The following is a 17356-nucleotide window of genomic DNA, read 5'->3' on the forward strand; positions in this document are numbered from 1 at the left end:
CGGCGGTTTTGGGCTTCATCTGCAGCCACCGCATCACGACGCGGCGTTTTTCCTCTCTGGCAGGGATTTCCTCCCCGCGCCCGTCATCTTTTGTTTACAAAAATTTAACACCCTCCCGACAGGAAATTTAACATACCTGTTTTACAATCTTTTTAGGAAGAAGAGGAAAACCAATTGATAAGAGCGGACAAACACAGTGAACGGAGGTACGACAATGAATCAGGCAATTATCGATATAGGCTCAAACTCCATGCGTCTCACCGTCTATGATGTGACGGATTCCGGGTTCGAAATTTTGTTTAAGGAAAAGGTCATGGCCAGTCTGGCCGGCTATGTGGAGGACGGGCGTCTTACCGACGAGGGCATGTCTTGTGCGGCGGTGGGACTGCTGCAGTTCAAGTTCATGCTGGAAAGTCTGAAAATTGAAAATGTACATGTCTTTGCCACAGCATCTCTGCGAAACATCAGCAACACTGACGAAGCGGAGACGCGGATCAGCGAACTCACCGGCTTTTCCATTGAGATCCTTTCGGGTAAGGAAGAGGCATACTACGGATATATCGGCGCGATGAAGGAGTTCGAGTGTGCCAGCGGCGCCTTTGTGGACATCGGCGGCGCCAGTACGGAAATCGTCACCTTCGCAGGAGGGAAGGTGGATCGCTCGGGGAGCTATGAAACCGGGTCGCTGCGCCTGTATAAAGACTGCGTCCGCAAGATCCTTCCCGGAGAGCGCGGCATCGCGAGGATCCGGGCAACTGTGGAGAGTAAGATCCCGTCTGCAGCGTTTCGGGACAAAGACATCAAGAGGATCATCTGCGTAGGCGGAACCGCCCGTGCCGTGCTGAAATTAGCCCGCAGAGTGTGTGGTGTTCCGGCAGAGGATCGGGTGATTACACGGAAGCATTTTGATGCTGTGGGAAAGGCTCTGCTGACTGAACGGAAAGAGGCGGCAGATTTGATTCTGAAGGTGGCACCCGAACGGATTCACACCATGATCCCGGGATACCTTATCATGCAGTATATCGTTGAAAGGTTCGACGCTAAAGAGATTGCTATCGGACGGTATGGCGTGAGGGAGGGATATCTGTGCAAAAGAATTCTGAAGTAGAAAAATATAATTTCGCCTATACCTGGAATCGGGAACTGAGCTGGCTGGACTTCAACCGGAGAGTCCTTGAGGAGGGCGCACGGGAAACCGTTCCGGCTCTGGAGCGACTGAAATTCGTCTCGATTTTCTCCAGCAATCTAGACGAGTTTTTTATGGTGCGGGTGGGGAGTCTGTTCGACCTTTCCACTGTTTCACCGGACGAAATTGATAACAAGAGCGGAATGACGCCGGGGAAACAGCTGAAGGAAATTTACAAGGCTATTCCCGGGCTTATCCGCAGAAAGCAGGAGGTTTGGCGGTCGGTACAGGAAAAGCTGAAGCAGTATTCGATTCGGGACCTGACCTATGAGGACCTGACCGAAGAGGAGCAGGCGCGGATAGAGACATATTTCCAGCAATTCATCTATCCCGTGATTTCGCCTCAGGTCGTGGGTTCCCATCATCCGATTCCGCATTTTGTGAACAAAGCCCTGTACGTTACAGCGTTGCTGAAGAACGGCGGAGGGAAGGCGTCGCTGGGATTCATTCCTATTCCGGAGTCGCTGCCGGCATATCTGATTCCTGCCGAAGGGGATGCCGAAAAGGGACGTTATATTCGGATTGAGACGATTCTCACACATTTCGCGCCGGAGCTGTTCGGGCGCTATGATGTAGATGAATGCTGTACAATCTGCGCGACCAGAAACGCGGATATCCAGTTCGACGACGATAAATTTGAGGATGAGGAATCCGATTTCCGTAATCGGGTCAGCACTCTGCTGAAAAAACGCCGCAGTCTGGATATCATGCGGTTGGAAATCGACCGAGAGATCAGCCGGGAGTTTTTTGAAAAGCTTACCCGACGTATCCGTGTCCGAAACCGTCAGGTCTACCGGGATGAGACGCCTTTGAATATGAAATATGTGTTTCAGCTGATCGGCGAACTTCCGGAAAGCCTGTCGACCCCGCTTTTGTACCCGGAATACACTCCACGCTGGCCGGAAAGTCTGACGAAAGGCAGAAGCATCATAGAGCAGGTGAAATCGGGCGATCATCTCCTCTTTTTTCCCTTCGACGCAGTGGATCCGTTCCTGGAACTGCTGAACGAAGCTGCGGACAGGGACGATGTGCTTTCGATTAAAATCACGATCTACCGTCTGGCGTCCACGTCCAGAATCGCTCGGATCCTGTGCCGCGCTGCGGAAAACGGGAAGGATGTTCTGGTAATGATGGAACTCCGCGCCCGGTTCGATGAGGCGAACAACATCGCCTGGTCGAAGGTGATGGAGGAGGCGGGCTGCGAGGTTGTTTACGGCGTTGAGAATTACAAATGTCACAGCAAGGTCTGCCTGATTACACTGAAGGAGCGGGGACATCTGAGTTATATCACGCAGGTCGGCACCGGCAACTATAATGAGAAGACTAACGCGCAGTATACGGATCTGTCACTGATGACGGCTTCCCGGGAGATCGGTGAGGACGGCGTTGCGTTTTTTCGCAACATGCTTGTGAATAATCTGGAGGGCTCGTACAAAGAACTGTTGGTGGCGCCTGCCGGCATTCGGAAGGCTGTGCTGAAGCATATTGATGAGGAAACGGAAAAAGGAAGCGATGGCTATATCTGTATCAAAGCCAACGCGGTGACGGAAAGGCATGTAATCGACCGGCTGCAGAAGGCGTCGGACGCCGGCGTGGAAATTCATCTGATCATCCGGGGGATCTGCTGTATTTGCCCGGAGGTGTCCGGATATACAGAAAATATTCATGTGAAGAGGATCGTCGGAAGATATCTGGAGCACGCCCGGATTTACTGCTTCGGGCGCGGAGAAGAGGCAAAACTGTATATTTCCTCTGCGGATCTGATGACACGGAATCTGCGGCGGCGCGTGGAGGTGGCCTGTCCGGTTCATGACCCGGATATCCGTCAGCAGCTTTTGTGGATTCTGCAGACAGAGCTGCAGGATGAAAGTGAAAGCGGCGGGTTCAGCAGCCAGGATGAATTTATGAAACAGTCAATTCATCGGATTCCGCAGGTTGCCGCAAGACCGGCAGAACCGGCGGAATCCCGGAGACCGGGTCTGCTGGAGAGACTCCGGCGCAGGCTGTCAATCTGACACTTCAGAGTTCCCGAAGAAGCCGGCGACCAAAATCTCCGCAGGAGCGCCGCCGAAGGCTCCGGCATGTGGAACCTTTCAGAGCTCCCGAAGAAGCCGGCGGCCGAAATTTCTGGCGCGCTGCTCCTTCTCTGCATCCATGAATTCCACGTTATATCCGAGGTGACGCTCGGCGATTTTTCCAAGATACTGCAGGCCGGAATGCCTGCAGTATCTTTTCAGTCCTTCTTCCAGAAGATCCGTGCCCTTCTCCGGCCGATAACCGCAGGTGGAGATTAAGGCGATTTTCTTACCTGTCCACAGCGACGGGCCTTTTTCATCGCCGTAATATTTGTTCAGCGCATAGGCGGCCCGGTCCAGACATGCCTTCATCGGGGCGGTGCAGTACCAGACGTAGATCGGCGTGGCAAGCAGAATCAGTTCGCTTGAAAGCATAGAACTGAAAATCCCGCCCATATCGTCGTTCAGAACGCAGGCGGGTGCGGACCAGTCCCTCTGGCATCCGCGGCAGGCGAGACAGGGACGGATGTTCATGTCATACAGATTAAATTCTTCACATTCAGCGTCTGCCCGGGTCAGCTCGCTGATGACCGGCTTCAGAAGGCTGTTGGTGTTCCCTTCAGAGCGCGGACTGCCCTTCAATATGCATACTTTTCTACTCATGTGAAATATTATAAATTCCTCACCGGCAGATGTCAATGAATTCACCTCCCGGAAAATTTTCTGTTTGATACTGGCACTCGATGGGTATGAGTGCTAACAAAGGCAGAAGTATCGGATGAAACCATCCGGGAAATTACATTAGAGATTGAACAAATGGAGGTAATTAGGATGTTTGTAGTACCTGTATATAACGTTATTGTCGTACCGGAGGCGCGCATCCTCTTTCAGACCGACCGGTTTACACAGCTGGCGGGCAGGAGTCCGGAGGAGGGAGAGCATGTCATCTTCCTGGTGCAGAAAAGAGAAGAGAGCCGGGAGGAACTGACTGCGGACAGCTTCTATCCCATCGGCGTTTCCGGCGCCATAAAGGAAGTAAACCCCAACGGATATCTTATTGTGGAGACCACGGCGAGGGTGAACGTGGATTCGGTGAGAATCGGCGAGGAACAAAGAATTGAGCTGAACGTTACGCCGAGGGCGGATATCAGCGATACGGATCCGGAGGATGAACGCGAGAGGCTGGAAAAACTGAAGGCGGCGCTGATCGCCTACACCTCCGGCTTCCAGTGGGGGCCCATCGCCCGCAATTACATCATGCAGTGGCGGAATCTGAACGAGATCGCCGCAGGTATGTCTCAGTGGATGGGCAATCCGCCGGAGGATAAATATGCGATTTTGGCGACGGACAGCAAGTCAGCCAGAAACGACCTGATTGAAAAGGGGATGTATGAATATATCGAAATCGCCCGGCTGACGACTGAGGCGGAGAACGAACAGGAGCAGGACTACCGCAAGGCATATCGGGAGAACGCCATCCGGAAGCAGATGGATTATCTGCAGAAACAGCTGGATGAGATGCATCCGGAGAACGTCAGCGATGCGAGACGATTTGAACTGAAAATCGAGGAATCCGGTATGAACCCGGACGCCCGCCGGGAGGCGGAAAAGGTGCTGAACCGTCTGAAACAGGAAAATCAGAACAGCGCGGAATCCGGAATGCTGTATGATTATCTGGATTTTGTCACCGGCCTGTCCTGGAAAAAGGAGCCGGCGGAGACGATACGCATCAGCGAGGCGCAGGAGATTCTGGACGAGGATCACTTCGGCATGAAGAGGGTCAAGGACCGTATCATTCAGCAGATTGCGGTTATGGATCTGCAGAAGAAACAGTCCGGATCGATTCTTTGTTTCGTCGGCGCTCCCGGCACAGGCAAGACCAGCATCGGACAAAGCATCGCCCGGGCACTTCACAGAAAATACGTGCGGGTCAGCCTCGGCGGAGTACGGGATGAGGCTGATATCCGCGGGCATCGCCGTACCTACATCGGCGCAATGCCCGGCAGAATTATGGACGGCATTGCCAAAAGCGGTGTTTCCAATCCGGTCATGGTTCTGGATGAGGTGGACAAGCTGGGCGAATCGTATAACGGCGATCCGGCGTCGGCGCTTCTGGAAGTATTGGATCCGGAGCAGAACGGCACTTTCACCGACCATTATATGAACGTGCCCTATGACCTGTCCGACGTGTTCTTCATCTGTACGGCCAATACGCTGGATACGATTCCGGAGCCGCTGCTGAACCGTATGGAAGTCATTCGTTTTCCGGGATACACCGCGGCGGACAAATTCCAGATTGCACGGCGGCATCTTCTGCCGAAGGCGATGGAATCCATGGGAATTCGTCCCGAGGATCTGAAGATCAGTGACGACGTGTTGAGAGCGATTATCGATGATTACACTGCCGAGTCCGGCGTTCGCGGGCTGAAGAAACGACTGGATACTTTGTGCCGCGTGGCAGCGGTGGAAATCGTGAAGAGTCGGACAGAGGCTGCCGATGCAAACGGAGAGGTATCTTCCAACGATGCGGCGGGGCCGGGAGTTGTCGTCGCAGTGGAGGATCTGCGCAGATATCTGGATATGACGCCAATCTCCCACGATCATGTGCTGGCGGAGAAAAAGCCCGGAATCGTTACGGGTCTGGCGTGGACCAGTGCCGGAGGAGAGATTCTGTTCATTGAGACTTTGTTTACAAAGGGAAATGGCAAGGTTGTGATTACCGGTCAGCTGGGCGACGTCATGAAGGAGTCTGTGCAGATCGCTGTCAGCCTTGTGAAGTCGCTGTTCCCCGATAAGGAGAAACTGTTTGAGGAAAATGACCTGCACGTTCATGTTCCGGCAGGTGCGGTTCCCAAGGACGGACCGTCGGCGGGCATTACCCTGACAACAGCGCTTGCGTCGCTTGTTACGGGGAACGCGGTCAGTCCGAAGCTTGCGATGACCGGCGAGGTTTCGCTGCGCGGCGTCGTCACGCCGATCGGCGGACTGCCTGAAAAACTGATGGCGGCGCAGCGCGCCGGAGTTGAGACGGTGTTCATTCCGGCGGAAAACGTAAATGATCTGGAGGACGTTCCGCAGGAGGCAAAGGATAAGCTGGAGATTATCCCTGTTTCCGAAGTGAAGGAGGTTCTGCAGAAGGCGGAGATACTGTGACCGCCGATTGCTTTGCCGAAGACCGGCGCTCCGTAACCGGAGCGCTGGTCTTCGGCTGTTTTACGGGTCTGGCGCCGACCGTTCAGACTTTAAGACCGAAGCGGCAGCTGTGGAATCCGACCAAACGACGGGAAGGAAAGAGTTGACGATAAAAAAATATATAGTATCATAAATTTGAAATTTAAAAAAATTATATTCTTATAAGATGGTTTGTATTGTAGTTTGTCTTAGTTTTTTTTTTATTATGGGAGTACCTACATTTGCGATGGATCATCGGGTTTCCTCTTCAGGCCATAAAACTGTTACAAGAGTTATTTCAAAAGAAGATGCAAAAAAACATAAACATTGGAAATATGGGTATTATAAAGGCTATGCAAAAGGATACGTTACATCAACATATAAGCACTATGCAAATGTGAAACTTTACTTCTTAGGTGATTCTGTTAAGTCTTCTGGTAGAAAATGGGGTACAGGAAAAGTCTCTGTGGAAACAGGTTGGGATTACAATGACTGTGATTTAACAGGTGCGGCAGTTGGTAGTAGCATTTTTTATGGTTTTTCGAAATAGGAAAATATTATAATTATTTTACTAAATAATTCTTAAAAATAGTGAGATGTTGATAACCTCTTGACAGTATTTGTATTCTTGGACTATATTGTTTCTTGCTTGCGTATGAATTTAATCAGGCAAGAAACAATATTATATTTAAAGTTATATGGTAGAATACAGAAAGTATATTCCAATGCATGTGCCTCTCTTACATATACAATTTTTTTGGTTTTGATGCTATAATGCAATAAGCAATATACGGTTACGTGAGGATTGTGTTTTTTGGAGATAAGGTTTTGTTATGGTAAAAAAAACAGGCATTTTATTAATTATACTTGTTTTTTTAACAAATGTATCAGCAATGTTTTTGTTGATGACATTGTCAAATTACATTGAGATGAAACGTATAAAAAATTACAACAGTAAGGTTGTGTATTATGAGAATGCCGGTGAATATTCATTAACAGACGATTATGATGGGGAGGAAAGTAATTTTGGGGATTTTATGAATGATCCGGATTCGATGAAAATATTAATGAAGACCTATCGTAAGATCAAGAATATTAAGCATATCACATATATGGAAGTATCGAATCAGGATCTTGAATATGAAGGGCGATTTAAGCTGAGTCGAAACTTTATCAGTGGTAATGATGAGAGAAGCAGGAATCAAAAAATAAAGGGAGAATTCATAACCCCGTTAAAGTCAATTCAGTGTGATCGTTTGTTTTTTAAAATAAAAGGCGTTGAAAAATCTGACCTAGTAACCGGGAAAATGCCTGCGGATAAAAAATATAGTAGTGATATGACAATCCCAGTGTTGGTTGGAAATGCGTATGAACATAAATTTAGGATTGGAGAAGAATTTACTGCATATTATGCGACGGAAAAAATACGATTTAAAGTAAGTGGGATTCTAAAAAAAAGTAAAAAGATTTCTTTTTTAGGACATAAAATGAATTTGGATGAATATATTGTTTTACCGGTAATATCTCCAGGGAGAAAAGATTCTCTTATGTACAAAAAAATACTGATGTCAATTAAATGCGAAGGGTGCATAAAATATAACTCAAAAGAACAGTATATAGAATCGGTACAGGCAATTAAGAGAATTGTTAAAGAAACAGGATTTCGGTATAATGTACCGCGAATCCCGCTTGAAAATAAAAGCATGCTTGGATGGAATTATAAAGCGTCAAAAGCGTTGTTCTTTGCAGCATTACTTAGCTTTGTCATCTTCTCAGGGAGCTTGATTAGGGGTACTGTAAATCGGATTAAATCCCGTGTGGATGTAAGATGGAAACAGTTCGTGTGCGTAACCGCTGTATTTTCTTTTATTGCAGGGTTGGCTATTATACTGAACTTAATACTGTTTTATGCACATTTTGAAGTGATTACTTCTGGCATCAGCAGGTTTCTTTCTATTGTTCTACTTCCGGTAGGCATAGAGTATTATTTGGTTTTAAGGAAAAGGTGGTATGAATGATGACATATGTTATCAGCGGCTATGCCCTTGTCGCGAAGGCTCTGGTTCCCGCCACAGCAGCGTATATTTTGTTCCTGGCGATTCTCGCGGTTTCAGGTAACAGAAAAATGATTTCAGCTCACCTGCTGTATCTGAAGGAGTTCATCTTCCTCGTTTATATTTTGTCGGCGGGGATTATAACAGGTCTTGTCTTCCCGGAAAGCTGGCGATTCGACCCGGATTTTTCCTTCAATCTGACGCCTTTTACAAATGAAAGTCTCACGATGATTTTCTTTAATGTTCTGCTCTTTCTTCCGATGGGGATATTGCTTCCGGCGATTTTCCGCAGAATGAACTCATGGCGGAACATACTGACCGCGGCAGTGCTCATTCCCGTCGGAGTTGAGGTAACACAGATGATTTTCGCGGGGAGACTGGCAGACATTGATGATGTGATTGCCAATTTCCTCGGGTGCATGCTCGGATATGTGGTTTACAGAATACTGCCGGCACTGTTTTGTAACAGAAAGAAACGGCCGGTCGGGCTGGGAACCGCCTCGGTTCTGGTGGACTTCATCGCGCTGTGCTGGGGAGTCACTCTGCGGGGCTGGTGCCTGGGTGATCTGGTGTTCCGGCACCTTGGGCTCTCTGCCTGGTCGAATAACAGTGACGGCGTTTACGCGATGAGCGGGGTGCATTATCCGGAAATCGTGACACTGTTACTGCTCGGAGGGGCTCTGCTGCTGGCCGGGCGATATAACAAAGATTATCTGGCGGCGCCGGGCGCCGTTGTCGCTGTCGCGGGAGGCGTTTATACGATCGTCTCAATGCTGCTCAGCGTTCACTGAGCGGCCGGAGGGCAGCCGGAATTTCAGAAAAGCAATATGGGTTCATGAACCCGAAATATAGGAGGGATATGATGATTTATCTGATCGATTTTGAAAATGTGTCCAACGGAGGCTTCAACGGAATTGAAAACCTGACGGAGAAGGACGAGATTAAACTGTTTTACTCGGAGAAGCGGAGCACGATCTCCATCGGCGTTCACCGGAAGCTGGAGGGCTCCAGAGCGAAAAAGGAATACCTGCCGATTAAGACGGGCGGGAAGAACGCGTTGGATTTCCAGCTTGTGACTTGGCTGGGATATATGATTGCCCGTAATGAGAACGCTGAGTACTGCATCGTCAGCAACGATACAGGCTTTGATTACGCCATCGACTTCTGGGAAAAGCGCGGCGCGCGGGTCATGCGCAGTGCGGATCTGAACGGCGTTCAGATGAAGCACATGCGTGAGAAACTGAAAGAGCTTCTGCCGGCGGAAACCAGAGATGAAGCGGACCGGATCATGGAACTGATCAGCAAATACAAAACCAAGCAGGGCATCAATAACGCGCTGGTCAAAAAATACGGTTCGGAGGACGCCGGCGTGATCTACAAATCAATCCGCCCGATGTTGGCGGGCAAGAAGGGAAAATAACAAAGCCATCCGCAAACAGTGAATACAAAGAAACCTCTCCGACATTCCGGGATGTTGGAGAGGTTTCTGTTTGTAAATCTGTCGGCAGCGTGTTCAGCATCCATTTTACCGTCTTATGAACATTGCCTGAACACTGCCTGAGCACGCATTAATCAATTGTTCTTTCTTTGCCGATACCAAACAAAGGACAGAGCCGAGACACTCAGTAAAAGGACGGAAATCCATCGGACCATATCGGTCGTATCGCCCGTATCCGGTGAATCCGACTGCGATTTCGCTGCTGTTCGTCTTCGCCTTCAGCGGAATTGTTTTGTTGTATCCTTCAAAGTATGCTGCGGCGCTTGACTCCGGCCATGAAACTGTGATCTGATCCCCGTTTTCAATAGCGTGAGAATCGTTGTCCCGGAAGGTCAGTTTTACCTTATATGCGTTTCGGAGTACAAAGGAAAGAAAAAATAATGCACACAGAGACGGGAGTGTGAATCCCGAAGACCTTCGGCGGGCGGGGAGATTATTTTCCTGCGGCTGCAAATTTCATAAGTGATTTCTGTATAGAACTTTCCATCATAATCTGGCAGCCTGCGAGAATCTCTTCGGGGTCTGAACTGAATCGCGTGGAGATATCCTGCCGGATGACTCCGATAAACACATAACAATAGAAGTCGGACATAAAATTAATGGTTTCGGATGAGACGGAGATCCGGCTGTCGTCGGCGCAGCTGCCTGACAGAAGACAGATGCTGCTGTCAATCGCGTCCTTCCGTATACCTGATACTGTGTTTTGGTATTTTTGTACCCTGAATGTGACGATTCCTTCACAAAAGTTCTCAGAAACGACGAAATATCCACCGCTGATCGTCACATTCCGTGAGTATACTTAGAACCGTCAAAAGGAAATGACACAACACAACTAAACATTCTTTTCAACATTCTTTCTCAATAATAAACTCAATAACTCAATCAGAAGAAATCGCCGCAGATGCGGCGATTTCTTCTGTTGTATGCTTTCCGTCCGCTGTCGTGTTCGCCGTCCGTTCGATTTGCCCAGGAGTCTCGAGGGCTGACCTTCTCGCTCTGCCGCAGAGGTCGTTGTTACCGTGTCTATTGCTTGGCAGCGTGTTTTCCGATAAAAAAGAAAGCGGCCGCATGCCTGGGCAAGCAGCGGTCGCTTCGTCTGTTTACGGGCTTATTGCTGAGGAGAGGACTGTGAGTTGTTACAGCGCCCGATTCGATAATTGCAAATTGCAGTGTCTGCCGGTTATTTCAATATTCTGCGCCACCAGTCCCACCAGCTTTGTAATTCCATGGGAAAACCCCCTTTCTGTCAACGAAACCCCTTTCGTGTCAAAGTAAACTAAAATCTATCCCATGGCAATATCATACTATTGCGAAAGGGAAAAAAACAGTTCATATTTATTTAACGGGCGTTTTTTTGATTTAACGGGCGAATATTTCGCTGTTATGAGAGGAAAATATATTGCGGCTGCAGGAGATGTATCTTTCACGGTCGCGAGAGGGGAAAGATATCATGGCAGCGGTAGAAAAATCTTTTGTGATCGTGAGAGGAAAAATCTTGACATGCAAAGGGGGGATGCTATCATGAATTATATGTTGAGTGTGCGGCGGTCTATACTTCTGTCCGGCGGCGTTGGCGTTAGGCGTGGGAGAATTATTATGAGGCAGACGCGGAACGGAAAGAGTCGGCCGGCAGTGTTTCAGGTGCGGGAAAACCCGGAGTGTAAAAGGAAGGTGAACAGGAAAAAGACGTTTTCGTAATCGTGAAGGGACAAGGATTGAATGAAGGATCTTGTTAATATCGGAATATGTGACGATGATGCGGCTGCGCGCAGCGAGCTTGCTGATCTGTGCCGGATGTATGCGTCTCGTACAAAGAGACAGTTCAGAATTCAGTTTTTCACCAGCGCCGCAGAACTGTTGGAACAGGCGGCTATGTCTCCGGGAAATCCGGATCTTCTGTTGCTGGATATCGAAATGGAGACCGGGATGTCCGGCATAGATCTGATGGAATATCTGCAGCTTCATCGCAGCAGCACGCTGATTCTCTTCGTCACCAGCCACGGCGAGCTCGGTCCGGAGGCTTACGGCAGGAACGTATGCGGATTTATTACAAAGCCTGTGGATGAGGAGGCATTTTTTGCCCGTCTTGCATCGACGCTCCAGTTGCTGAATGATGATGACAATATCGTGTATTTTCAGGCAGAACGGGGATATCACCGCGTCTATTACTCTACGGGAGAAAGTGAACTGGAAACCGGGTCGCTGAAGGAACTCGTTTCCCGGCTGGATCCCCGGCTCTTTGTGCAGTGTCACAAATCATACATCATCAATCTTCAGCATGTGCAGAGGTATTCCAGACCCTGGAAGGAGATCACAATGGACAATAATATCGTACTTCCGGTATCGAAGAGAATGCTGACCTCGGTGAAGCGGGCCTATGCCGGCTACTGTGCGTCGAGTTTCAGGAAGAGATGGGGGTGCTGATATGGTGCAGGTGATGACGCAGTTTCTTTCACTGGCGGAATATACGCTGCTGCTGATTATCTTCTACCGGGGAGATTTTGTGCGCAACAGGAACAGAATCCTTGCGCCCGCAGGCGCCGCTGTACTCGCCTTTGTGGCGGCAGGCGTCGCCAGCGTGCTGTTCGATGCCGGGAAGGGAGCGGCCGGAAAATCTGCGCTCGCCGGAAGTCTTCCGTTCAGTGTCGCGGACAATGCGGTAATTCTGAGCACCGGCTTCGCAATCCTGTTCGCGTTTTGTTTTCTGAGATGCAGGCTGCCGGATCGTGTTCTGGCGTTCTGCCTGTGCTACTCCCTTCAGTCGTTTCTGGACGTGATTGTGCTGTTCCTGCTGAACCTGACCGGGCGTAAGGCATTACTGGAGTATTCGCAGTCCACGAATTTTGTTCTGGCGCTGGTCGCGACGCTGGCACTGCTTCTGATTGTATTCTTCCAGAGTCAGAAAAACTGGAGAATTTACATTGGCCGTCTGTCGGTAATCTGCATCACAGCGGTGTCTCTGTTCTTCACATATGTTGTAACGGTAGCCGCGGAAAACACGACGGAGGGCGGCGGGCGTCTTCTGCAGCTTTTTGTCCTCGGATTTATCATGATTGCTGCCTTCAGTCTCGCTATCATCCTGGTGGATTCCGCCCGGCGCAGAGTGTCCTACGAGCAGGCGAGCCTCAATCAGTACGTCGATTCCTATAATACCTATCTGGCCGCTCTGGAAAAGCGCGAAAACGAATATCGCCGGTACCGCCACGACATGCGGCACCATCTGGAGGTGATCAGCGGGCTGGCAGAGCAGCGCGACAACGATAAGCTGCTGGATTACCTGTCCCAGTTCCGGGAACGACCGGAGCTGAACGGTCTGCCGATTTTCCGTTCCGGGAACAAGATTGCGGACGTGATTATTTTCGAGAAATCGCTGGCCGCTTACAACAGTGGGGTTCGGCTGCGCTGCCACGGCCGCCTGTGCGATCCTTATTTCACCTCGGATTATGATTTATGCGTCATTCTGGCGAATCTTCTGGAGAATGCGGTAGAATATACAAAGAACAACGGTTTCGACTCCGTCGAGGTGTATTTTGTGACAGACGAAAACAGGAGCATCATCGAGGTCCGAAACGAAATCCGGGATAACGTCAATGTGAGCCAGAGCGTCCGCTCGACATCCAAAGGCGACCGACGTACCCACGGCCACGGAATCAGCAATGTAAACGCCGCCGTGGCAAGATACGACGGAGATGTGACCTACGACAGGGAGGGCCGGGAATTTGTCGCCCGAGTCCTGATCGCTGGCAAAACCTGAGCGGCAAATCCGCGGATCGCGCCGCAAGGCTACCAATGTTTATTTTGCGCTCTCGTAATCCTCGTTTTCAGATATGCTGCTGAGGATGTCTTCAGCGACTTCCCCCTTTACGAGCTCCGTCTCGAGAGCCGCATCGCGGATCCGGTCCAGACGGCTGTTTCTGAAGTAGAGCCCCATATCGATAGTTATTTCAATAATATTAAGGATATAGAAGACCAGTCCCAGATAAAACAGGGCATTGATATTGTCTCCTGCATTCAGTTGCAGAATCTTGCGTGTGATGCCGAAAACATAGCCGATCCAGAGGAAGACCTCGAAAAACAGACTTTTTCCTTTCGCAGTTCGCGAGACATAGGAACGGTAAATCGAAATCGGCCATGAAAGCCCGAAACAGATAATCATCAATGCCTCTAACAAATTCATTACCATTGCAATACAGCTCCTTTCTCTGAAAATCAGAATCCCCGCACTGCGGTTCGGACTGAGCGCGGATCTGCCGGCAGAATACACCCGAGGTGTCGCAAAGTATCATTATCTTCATTCATTATATGGAAAAACTTGATATCTGTAAAATCAATTGTTATGATAATAGATATATCAATTTGATATGAACTTTCGCCGGAGCCGGCAATCGGCGGGGTTTCGTCAGCGCGGCGAGTCGAGAAGCCGCGATCGGCGGATGAGATGCCTCAACCGGCGGACGAGATGCCGATCCGGAGCCGGCGGTTGTGAATCTGCTGAACCGGGCGAGCCAGGAGGCGAATATGGACGTCAACTATGAACATTATCGGGTATTTTACTTTGTTGTCAAATGTGGCAGCTTCACTAAGGCCGCGGAAGCGCTGAACAGCAGTCAGCCGAATGTTACCCGGACGATGAACCGCCTTGAGGAGGAACTCGGATGCGAGCTTCTCTGTCGTTCTAATCGGGGCGCATCGCTGACAAAGGAAGGGGCTGAGCTTTTTCCGTATGTTGAAACGGCGGTAGAGGCTTTGTCGCGGGGGGAAGGTGTTCTGGCAGAAACGCTGAATCTGCAGCGCGGCTATCTGACTATCGGCGCCAGTGAAAACGCGATGGTCCTCTATCTGACGGAAAAACTGAAGGAGTTCCACGAAACGTACCCGGGAATCCGTCTTCACATTCATAACTATTCTACTTCGCAGGCGCGGGAGCAGCTGCGCCAGGGGAAGATTGATTTTGCGGTTGTGACCACGCCGGTAGCGGATGCGGAAGGCATCGAAGTGAAACGGCTGTTGAAGTTTCAGGAAACGCTGGTGGCCGGCGGTGCGTTTCGCCGCACTGCAAAAGCATGTCGCCGTCTGGCGGATCTGGAGGATTACCCTTTGATTTCACACGGGAAAGGGACTATGACCTTCGAGTTTTACAGGCAGCTGTTTCTGGAACAAGGACTGATTTTCCGTCCGGATATGGAGGTGGCCTCGTCAGATCAGGTTTTGTCGCTGGTGGAGCACGGTCTGGGGCTCGGTTTCCTGCCGGAGCAGATGACAAAAGCCGCAATCCGCAGCGGTCATCTCTCCCGGGTTAGCCTTGAAGAACAAATCCCGATTCGCCATGTTGTCCTTCTGACCCGGCGTGATACCGCGAAGATCGCCGCCCGCCGGTTTGCAAACATGCTGCAGCCCCGATAGTTTTCTGCCGGCCCGTATGGACACTGGCGGCATGCGAAAACTTCGGCAAGAACTGATGCTGCGACGATGTGGAGAGCGGAGCCCGGTGAAGACGACAGACCTCGCCCCTGGAATTTCCTGATTCCGCTTGCGGTCATGATCGCCGCGACGCTGGCAGCGGGAACAGAGGTGCTGGTCGGATCGACGGCCGGCGTCATCACAGCCTTTGTGCTGTATCTGATTCAGCGGAAGATGTCCTTCCGGGAGCTTTTGGAGGCCTGCTACGATGGCATCGTCAGTATGACCTTTGTGATGATCCTCACGTTCCTGGCCTTTGCGGTACAGCAGGTGAATGTCGATCTGGGGCTGGCTAATTTTGTTATCGAGGTCACAAAACCTGTGATGAAGGGTGCGTTCCTTCCAATGGTGGTATTCCTGGTCTGCGGCGTCTATGCGTATGCTACCGGATGCTTCTGGGATCTTGCTGCAATTATTCTGCCGATTGTCATTCCTCTGGCCAATGCGATGGGAGTGGATCCGATTCTAGCGTCGTCAGCGGTCTTTTCGGGAGCGTGTTTCGGCAGCAATACCTGCCTTTACGGCGACGGTGTGATTATGTGTGCGCAGGGCAGCGGAATCAAATCCATCGATCTGATGTTTGCGTCCCTGCCGTACGCAGGGATGAGTGCAGCGGCAACTGCGGTGCTTTATCTCATCACGGGTTTTGTAATGTAGAGTCTGCTCATTAAGTCCCCGTCGGACTTAATGGGCGCTGACGTCAATTTGTCAGCGGTGTTGCGGCGCACCATCCAATGGAAGGGTGCGCCGGCAGGCTGCCGAATATGCTCTTTGCATTATTGATGTTTCAAGCATATTCGGCAGCTGAGCACGGATTAATGCAGCGGGAGGATAATCATGGTGAACAAAATTTTGTTGGATACGTTATCACACCTGGACAACGCATACGGCGTTTCCGGAGACGAGACAGCCGTGGCCGCGGTGCTGCGGAAGGAGATGGAGGGTCTTTACGACGACTACAAAGAAAACGCCCTCGGCAATCAGATTTTCATTAAGTATGGCAGGAACAAAGACAAACGGATTGTTTTGTCGGCACATATGGACGAGATCGGGTTCATTATCAATTATATTGAACCCAACGGCATGGGGCGGTTCCTGCCGGTGGGCTATCACGACGACCGGTGTGCGGTCTGCCAGGACATGGTGGTGATCACAGACAGCGGAGCCGCGGTGTACGGCGTGACAGGGTCGAAACCGGCGCATATCATGACGGAGGAGGATCATCAGAAGGTGGTTCCGATCGATGAACTGTATGTTGATTTCGGTACAGAAAGTGCGGAGGAAACTCGCGCGCTGGGCGTTGAGATCGGGTGCTATATGACCTTTGCACGGCAGGGATATATGCTGAACGGCGGGGATTATTACACTGGGAAGTCGGTGGATGACCGTTCCGGGCTGGCGGTTCTGGTGGAGCTTTTGCGGAGGTTCCGGGACAGGACGCCGGAGTATACGCTGATTGTGGCCGGCTCCACGCAGGAGGAGGTCGGTATGCGTTCCGGCGGGCCGCTGGTAAACGAGTTTGCCCCGGATTTGTATTTGGCGGTGGACGTGACGCTGACCGGCGGCGTGCCGGGAATCGAGGAGCGGCAGCTTTCGGTGATGATGGGGAAGGGTCCCGCGGTCAAATATTATGACTGGGACGGTGCACTGGGAATGACAGGAAACAATGTGCCGCGCCGTCTGACAAACTCTATCATTGAAGTCGCGAAAAAGCACGGTATTCCGTTTCAGAGAGAAGTAATGACCGGCGGAGGAACCGACGCCTGGTCCGCAGCCTTCGCTGGCAAAAGCGTATTGGCCGGCGGAATCAGTATTCCGCAGCGCTATATGCACACGCCGGTTGGAACCGTAAAACTCTCCGACCTGATACAGACGGCAGATCTGCTGGAGGCTTTCGTGCAGGAATACAAATTATAGGACGGAAGTCGTCGGGTCGCATGCGGTCGCGTGGCGGTCTGACATCTGCGTCTGC

15 protein-coding genes are annotated in these 17356 nt (G+C 50.6%); 13 read left to right on the forward strand and 2 right to left on the reverse strand.

The genetic code is table 11. The annotated features are described in order from the left end of the window. Window positions 1–214: 214 nt before the first annotated feature. Together FYJ64_RS03245 and ppk1 are read left to right on the forward strand one after the other, a co-directional pair. Window positions 215–1108, forward strand: coding sequence for a Ppx/GppA phosphatase family protein (locus FYJ64_RS03245; protein WP_154573818.1), 894 nt, complete (start codon window positions 215–217; stop codon window positions 1106–1108). After that, the gene (gene ppk1 / locus FYJ64_RS03250; RefSeq protein ID WP_328596983.1) at window positions 1087–3201 is read left to right on the forward strand and encodes a polyphosphate kinase 1; all 2115 of its coding nucleotides are present in this window, start codon (window positions 1087–1089) and stop codon (window positions 3199–3201) included. Before FYJ64_RS03245 ends, ppk1 begins: the two co-directional genes overlap by 22 nt. A gap of 78 nt (window positions 3202–3279) precedes the next feature. On the opposite strand, the gene FYJ64_RS03255 is transcribed toward ppk1, so the two are convergent. Then, window positions 3280–3864, reverse strand: a complete 585-nt coding sequence (locus FYJ64_RS03255) for a flavodoxin family protein (protein ID WP_154573819.1) — start codon at window positions 3862–3864, stop codon at window positions 3280–3282. Window positions 3865–4032: 168 nt separating this feature from the next. Between FYJ64_RS03255 and lon the strand changes: the two genes are divergently transcribed. The 8 genes from lon to FYJ64_RS03295 all read left to right on the forward strand — a co-directional run bounded on the left by lon (window position 4033) and on the right by FYJ64_RS03295 (window position 13678). After that, window positions 4033–6354: an endopeptidase La gene (gene lon / locus FYJ64_RS03260; protein WP_154573820.1), complete on the forward strand. Its 2322-nt coding sequence runs from the start codon at window positions 4033–4035 to the stop codon at window positions 6352–6354. Window positions 6355–6559: 205 nt separating this feature from the next. After that, entirely contained in the window at window positions 6560–6922 is a 363-nt protein-coding gene (locus FYJ64_RS03265) for a hypothetical protein (RefSeq protein WP_154573821.1), read from the forward strand. A 283-nt stretch (window positions 6923–7205) separates the two neighbouring features. Continuing rightward, entirely contained in the window at window positions 7206–8390 is a 1185-nt protein-coding gene (locus FYJ64_RS03270; RefSeq protein WP_154573822.1) for a hypothetical protein, read from the forward strand. Beyond that, window positions 8387–9217: a VanZ family protein gene (locus tag FYJ64_RS03275; protein ID WP_154573823.1), complete on the forward strand. Its 831-nt coding sequence runs from the start codon at window positions 8387–8389 to the stop codon at window positions 9215–9217. The genes FYJ64_RS03270 and FYJ64_RS03275 overlap by 4 nt, the downstream gene beginning before the upstream one ends. 71 nt (window positions 9218–9288) lie before the next feature. After that, a complete protein-coding gene (locus FYJ64_RS03280) occupies window positions 9289–9846 on the forward strand; it encodes a PIN domain-containing protein (RefSeq protein ID WP_206045522.1) in 558 nt (185 codons plus the stop codon). 1368 nt (window positions 9847–11214) lie between these two features. Beyond that, the gene (locus FYJ64_RS03285; RefSeq protein ID WP_154573825.1) at window positions 11215–11622 is read left to right on the forward strand and encodes a hypothetical protein; all 408 of its coding nucleotides are present in this window, start codon (window positions 11215–11217) and stop codon (window positions 11620–11622) included. 21 nt (window positions 11623–11643) lie between these two features. Next, the gene (locus FYJ64_RS03290; RefSeq protein ID WP_154573826.1) at window positions 11644–12348 is read left to right on the forward strand and encodes a LytR/AlgR family response regulator transcription factor; all 705 of its coding nucleotides are present in this window, start codon (window positions 11644–11646) and stop codon (window positions 12346–12348) included. 1 nt (window position 12349) lies between these two features. Next, window positions 12350–13678 carry a sensor histidine kinase gene (locus tag FYJ64_RS03295; RefSeq protein WP_206045523.1) on the forward strand — a complete coding sequence of 443 codons (1329 nt, stop codon included), beginning with the start codon at window positions 12350–12352 and terminating at the stop codon, window positions 13676–13678. A gap of 39 nt (window positions 13679–13717) precedes the next feature. Here FYJ64_RS03295 and FYJ64_RS03300 read toward each other — a convergent pair whose 3' ends face one another. Further along, window positions 13718–14107, reverse strand: a complete 390-nt coding sequence (locus FYJ64_RS03300) for a hypothetical protein (protein ID WP_321040465.1) — start codon at window positions 14105–14107, stop codon at window positions 13718–13720. A gap of 335 nt (window positions 14108–14442) precedes the next feature. Here FYJ64_RS03300 and FYJ64_RS03305 point away from each other — a divergent pair, with 335 nt between their 5' ends. From FYJ64_RS03305 to FYJ64_RS03315, 3 genes are all read left to right on the forward strand, one after another. Continuing rightward, window positions 14443–15327 (forward strand): LysR family transcriptional regulator, encoded by an 885-nt coding sequence (locus tag FYJ64_RS03305; protein ID WP_154573828.1) that lies wholly within the window; start codon window positions 14443–14445, stop codon window positions 15325–15327. A 66-nt stretch (window positions 15328–15393) separates the two neighbouring features. Further along, on the forward strand, window positions 15394–16041 hold the full coding sequence (locus FYJ64_RS03310; protein ID WP_154573829.1) for a Na+/H+ antiporter NhaC family protein: 648 nt from the start codon (window positions 15394–15396) through the stop codon (window positions 16039–16041). Between the two features lie 180 nt (window positions 16042–16221). Beyond that, window positions 16222–17301, forward strand: a complete 1080-nt coding sequence (locus tag FYJ64_RS03315) for a M42 family metallopeptidase (protein WP_154573830.1) — start codon at window positions 16222–16224, stop codon at window positions 17299–17301. Window positions 17302–17356: the final 55 nt, after the last annotated feature.

The organism is Hornefia butyriciproducens (assembly GCF_009695915.1).
Lineage (GTDB): Bacteria > Bacillota > Clostridia > Peptostreptococcales > Anaerovoracaceae > Aminicella > Aminicella butyriciproducens.

What these genes read in the sequence shown, in the direction of transcription:
- FYJ64_RS03265 (WP_154573821.1), top strand. Translation starts at nt 6,560, where the DNA reads ATGGTTTGTATTGTAGTTTGTCTTAGTTTTTTTTTTATTATGGGAGTA.
- FYJ64_RS03310 (WP_154573829.1), top strand. Translation starts at nt 15,394, where the DNA reads ATGTGGAGAGCGGAGCCCGGTGAAGACGACAGACCTCGCCCCTGGAAT.
- FYJ64_RS03245 (WP_154573818.1), top strand. Translation starts at nt 215, where the DNA reads ATGAATCAGGCAATTATCGATATAGGCTCAAACTCCATGCGTCTCACC.
- FYJ64_RS03290 (WP_154573826.1), top strand. Translation starts at nt 11,644, where the DNA reads ATGAAGGATCTTGTTAATATCGGAATATGTGACGATGATGCGGCTGCG.
- FYJ64_RS03285 (WP_154573825.1), top strand. Translation starts at nt 11,215, where the DNA reads ATGGCAATATCATACTATTGCGAAAGGGAAAAAAACAGTTCATATTTA.
- FYJ64_RS03300 (WP_321040465.1), bottom strand. Translation starts at nt 14,107, where the DNA reads ATGGTAATGAATTTGTTAGAGGCATTGATGATTATCTGTTTCGGGCTT.
- FYJ64_RS03270 (WP_154573822.1), top strand. Translation starts at nt 7,206, where the DNA reads ATGGTAAAAAAAACAGGCATTTTATTAATTATACTTGTTTTTTTAACA.
- FYJ64_RS03255 (WP_154573819.1), bottom strand. Translation starts at nt 3,864, where the DNA reads ATGAGTAGAAAAGTATGCATATTGAAGGGCAGTCCGCGCTCTGAAGGG.
- FYJ64_RS03305 (WP_154573828.1), top strand. Translation starts at nt 14,443, where the DNA reads ATGGACGTCAACTATGAACATTATCGGGTATTTTACTTTGTTGTCAAA.
- lon (WP_154573820.1), top strand. Translation starts at nt 4,033, where the DNA reads ATGTTTGTAGTACCTGTATATAACGTTATTGTCGTACCGGAGGCGCGC.
- FYJ64_RS03275 (WP_154573823.1), top strand. Translation starts at nt 8,387, where the DNA reads ATGATGACATATGTTATCAGCGGCTATGCCCTTGTCGCGAAGGCTCTG.
- FYJ64_RS03295 (WP_206045523.1), top strand. Translation starts at nt 12,350, where the DNA reads ATGGTGCAGGTGATGACGCAGTTTCTTTCACTGGCGGAATATACGCTG.
- FYJ64_RS03315 (WP_154573830.1), top strand. Translation starts at nt 16,222, where the DNA reads ATGGTGAACAAAATTTTGTTGGATACGTTATCACACCTGGACAACGCA.
- FYJ64_RS03280 (WP_206045522.1), top strand. Translation starts at nt 9,289, where the DNA reads ATGATTTATCTGATCGATTTTGAAAATGTGTCCAACGGAGGCTTCAAC.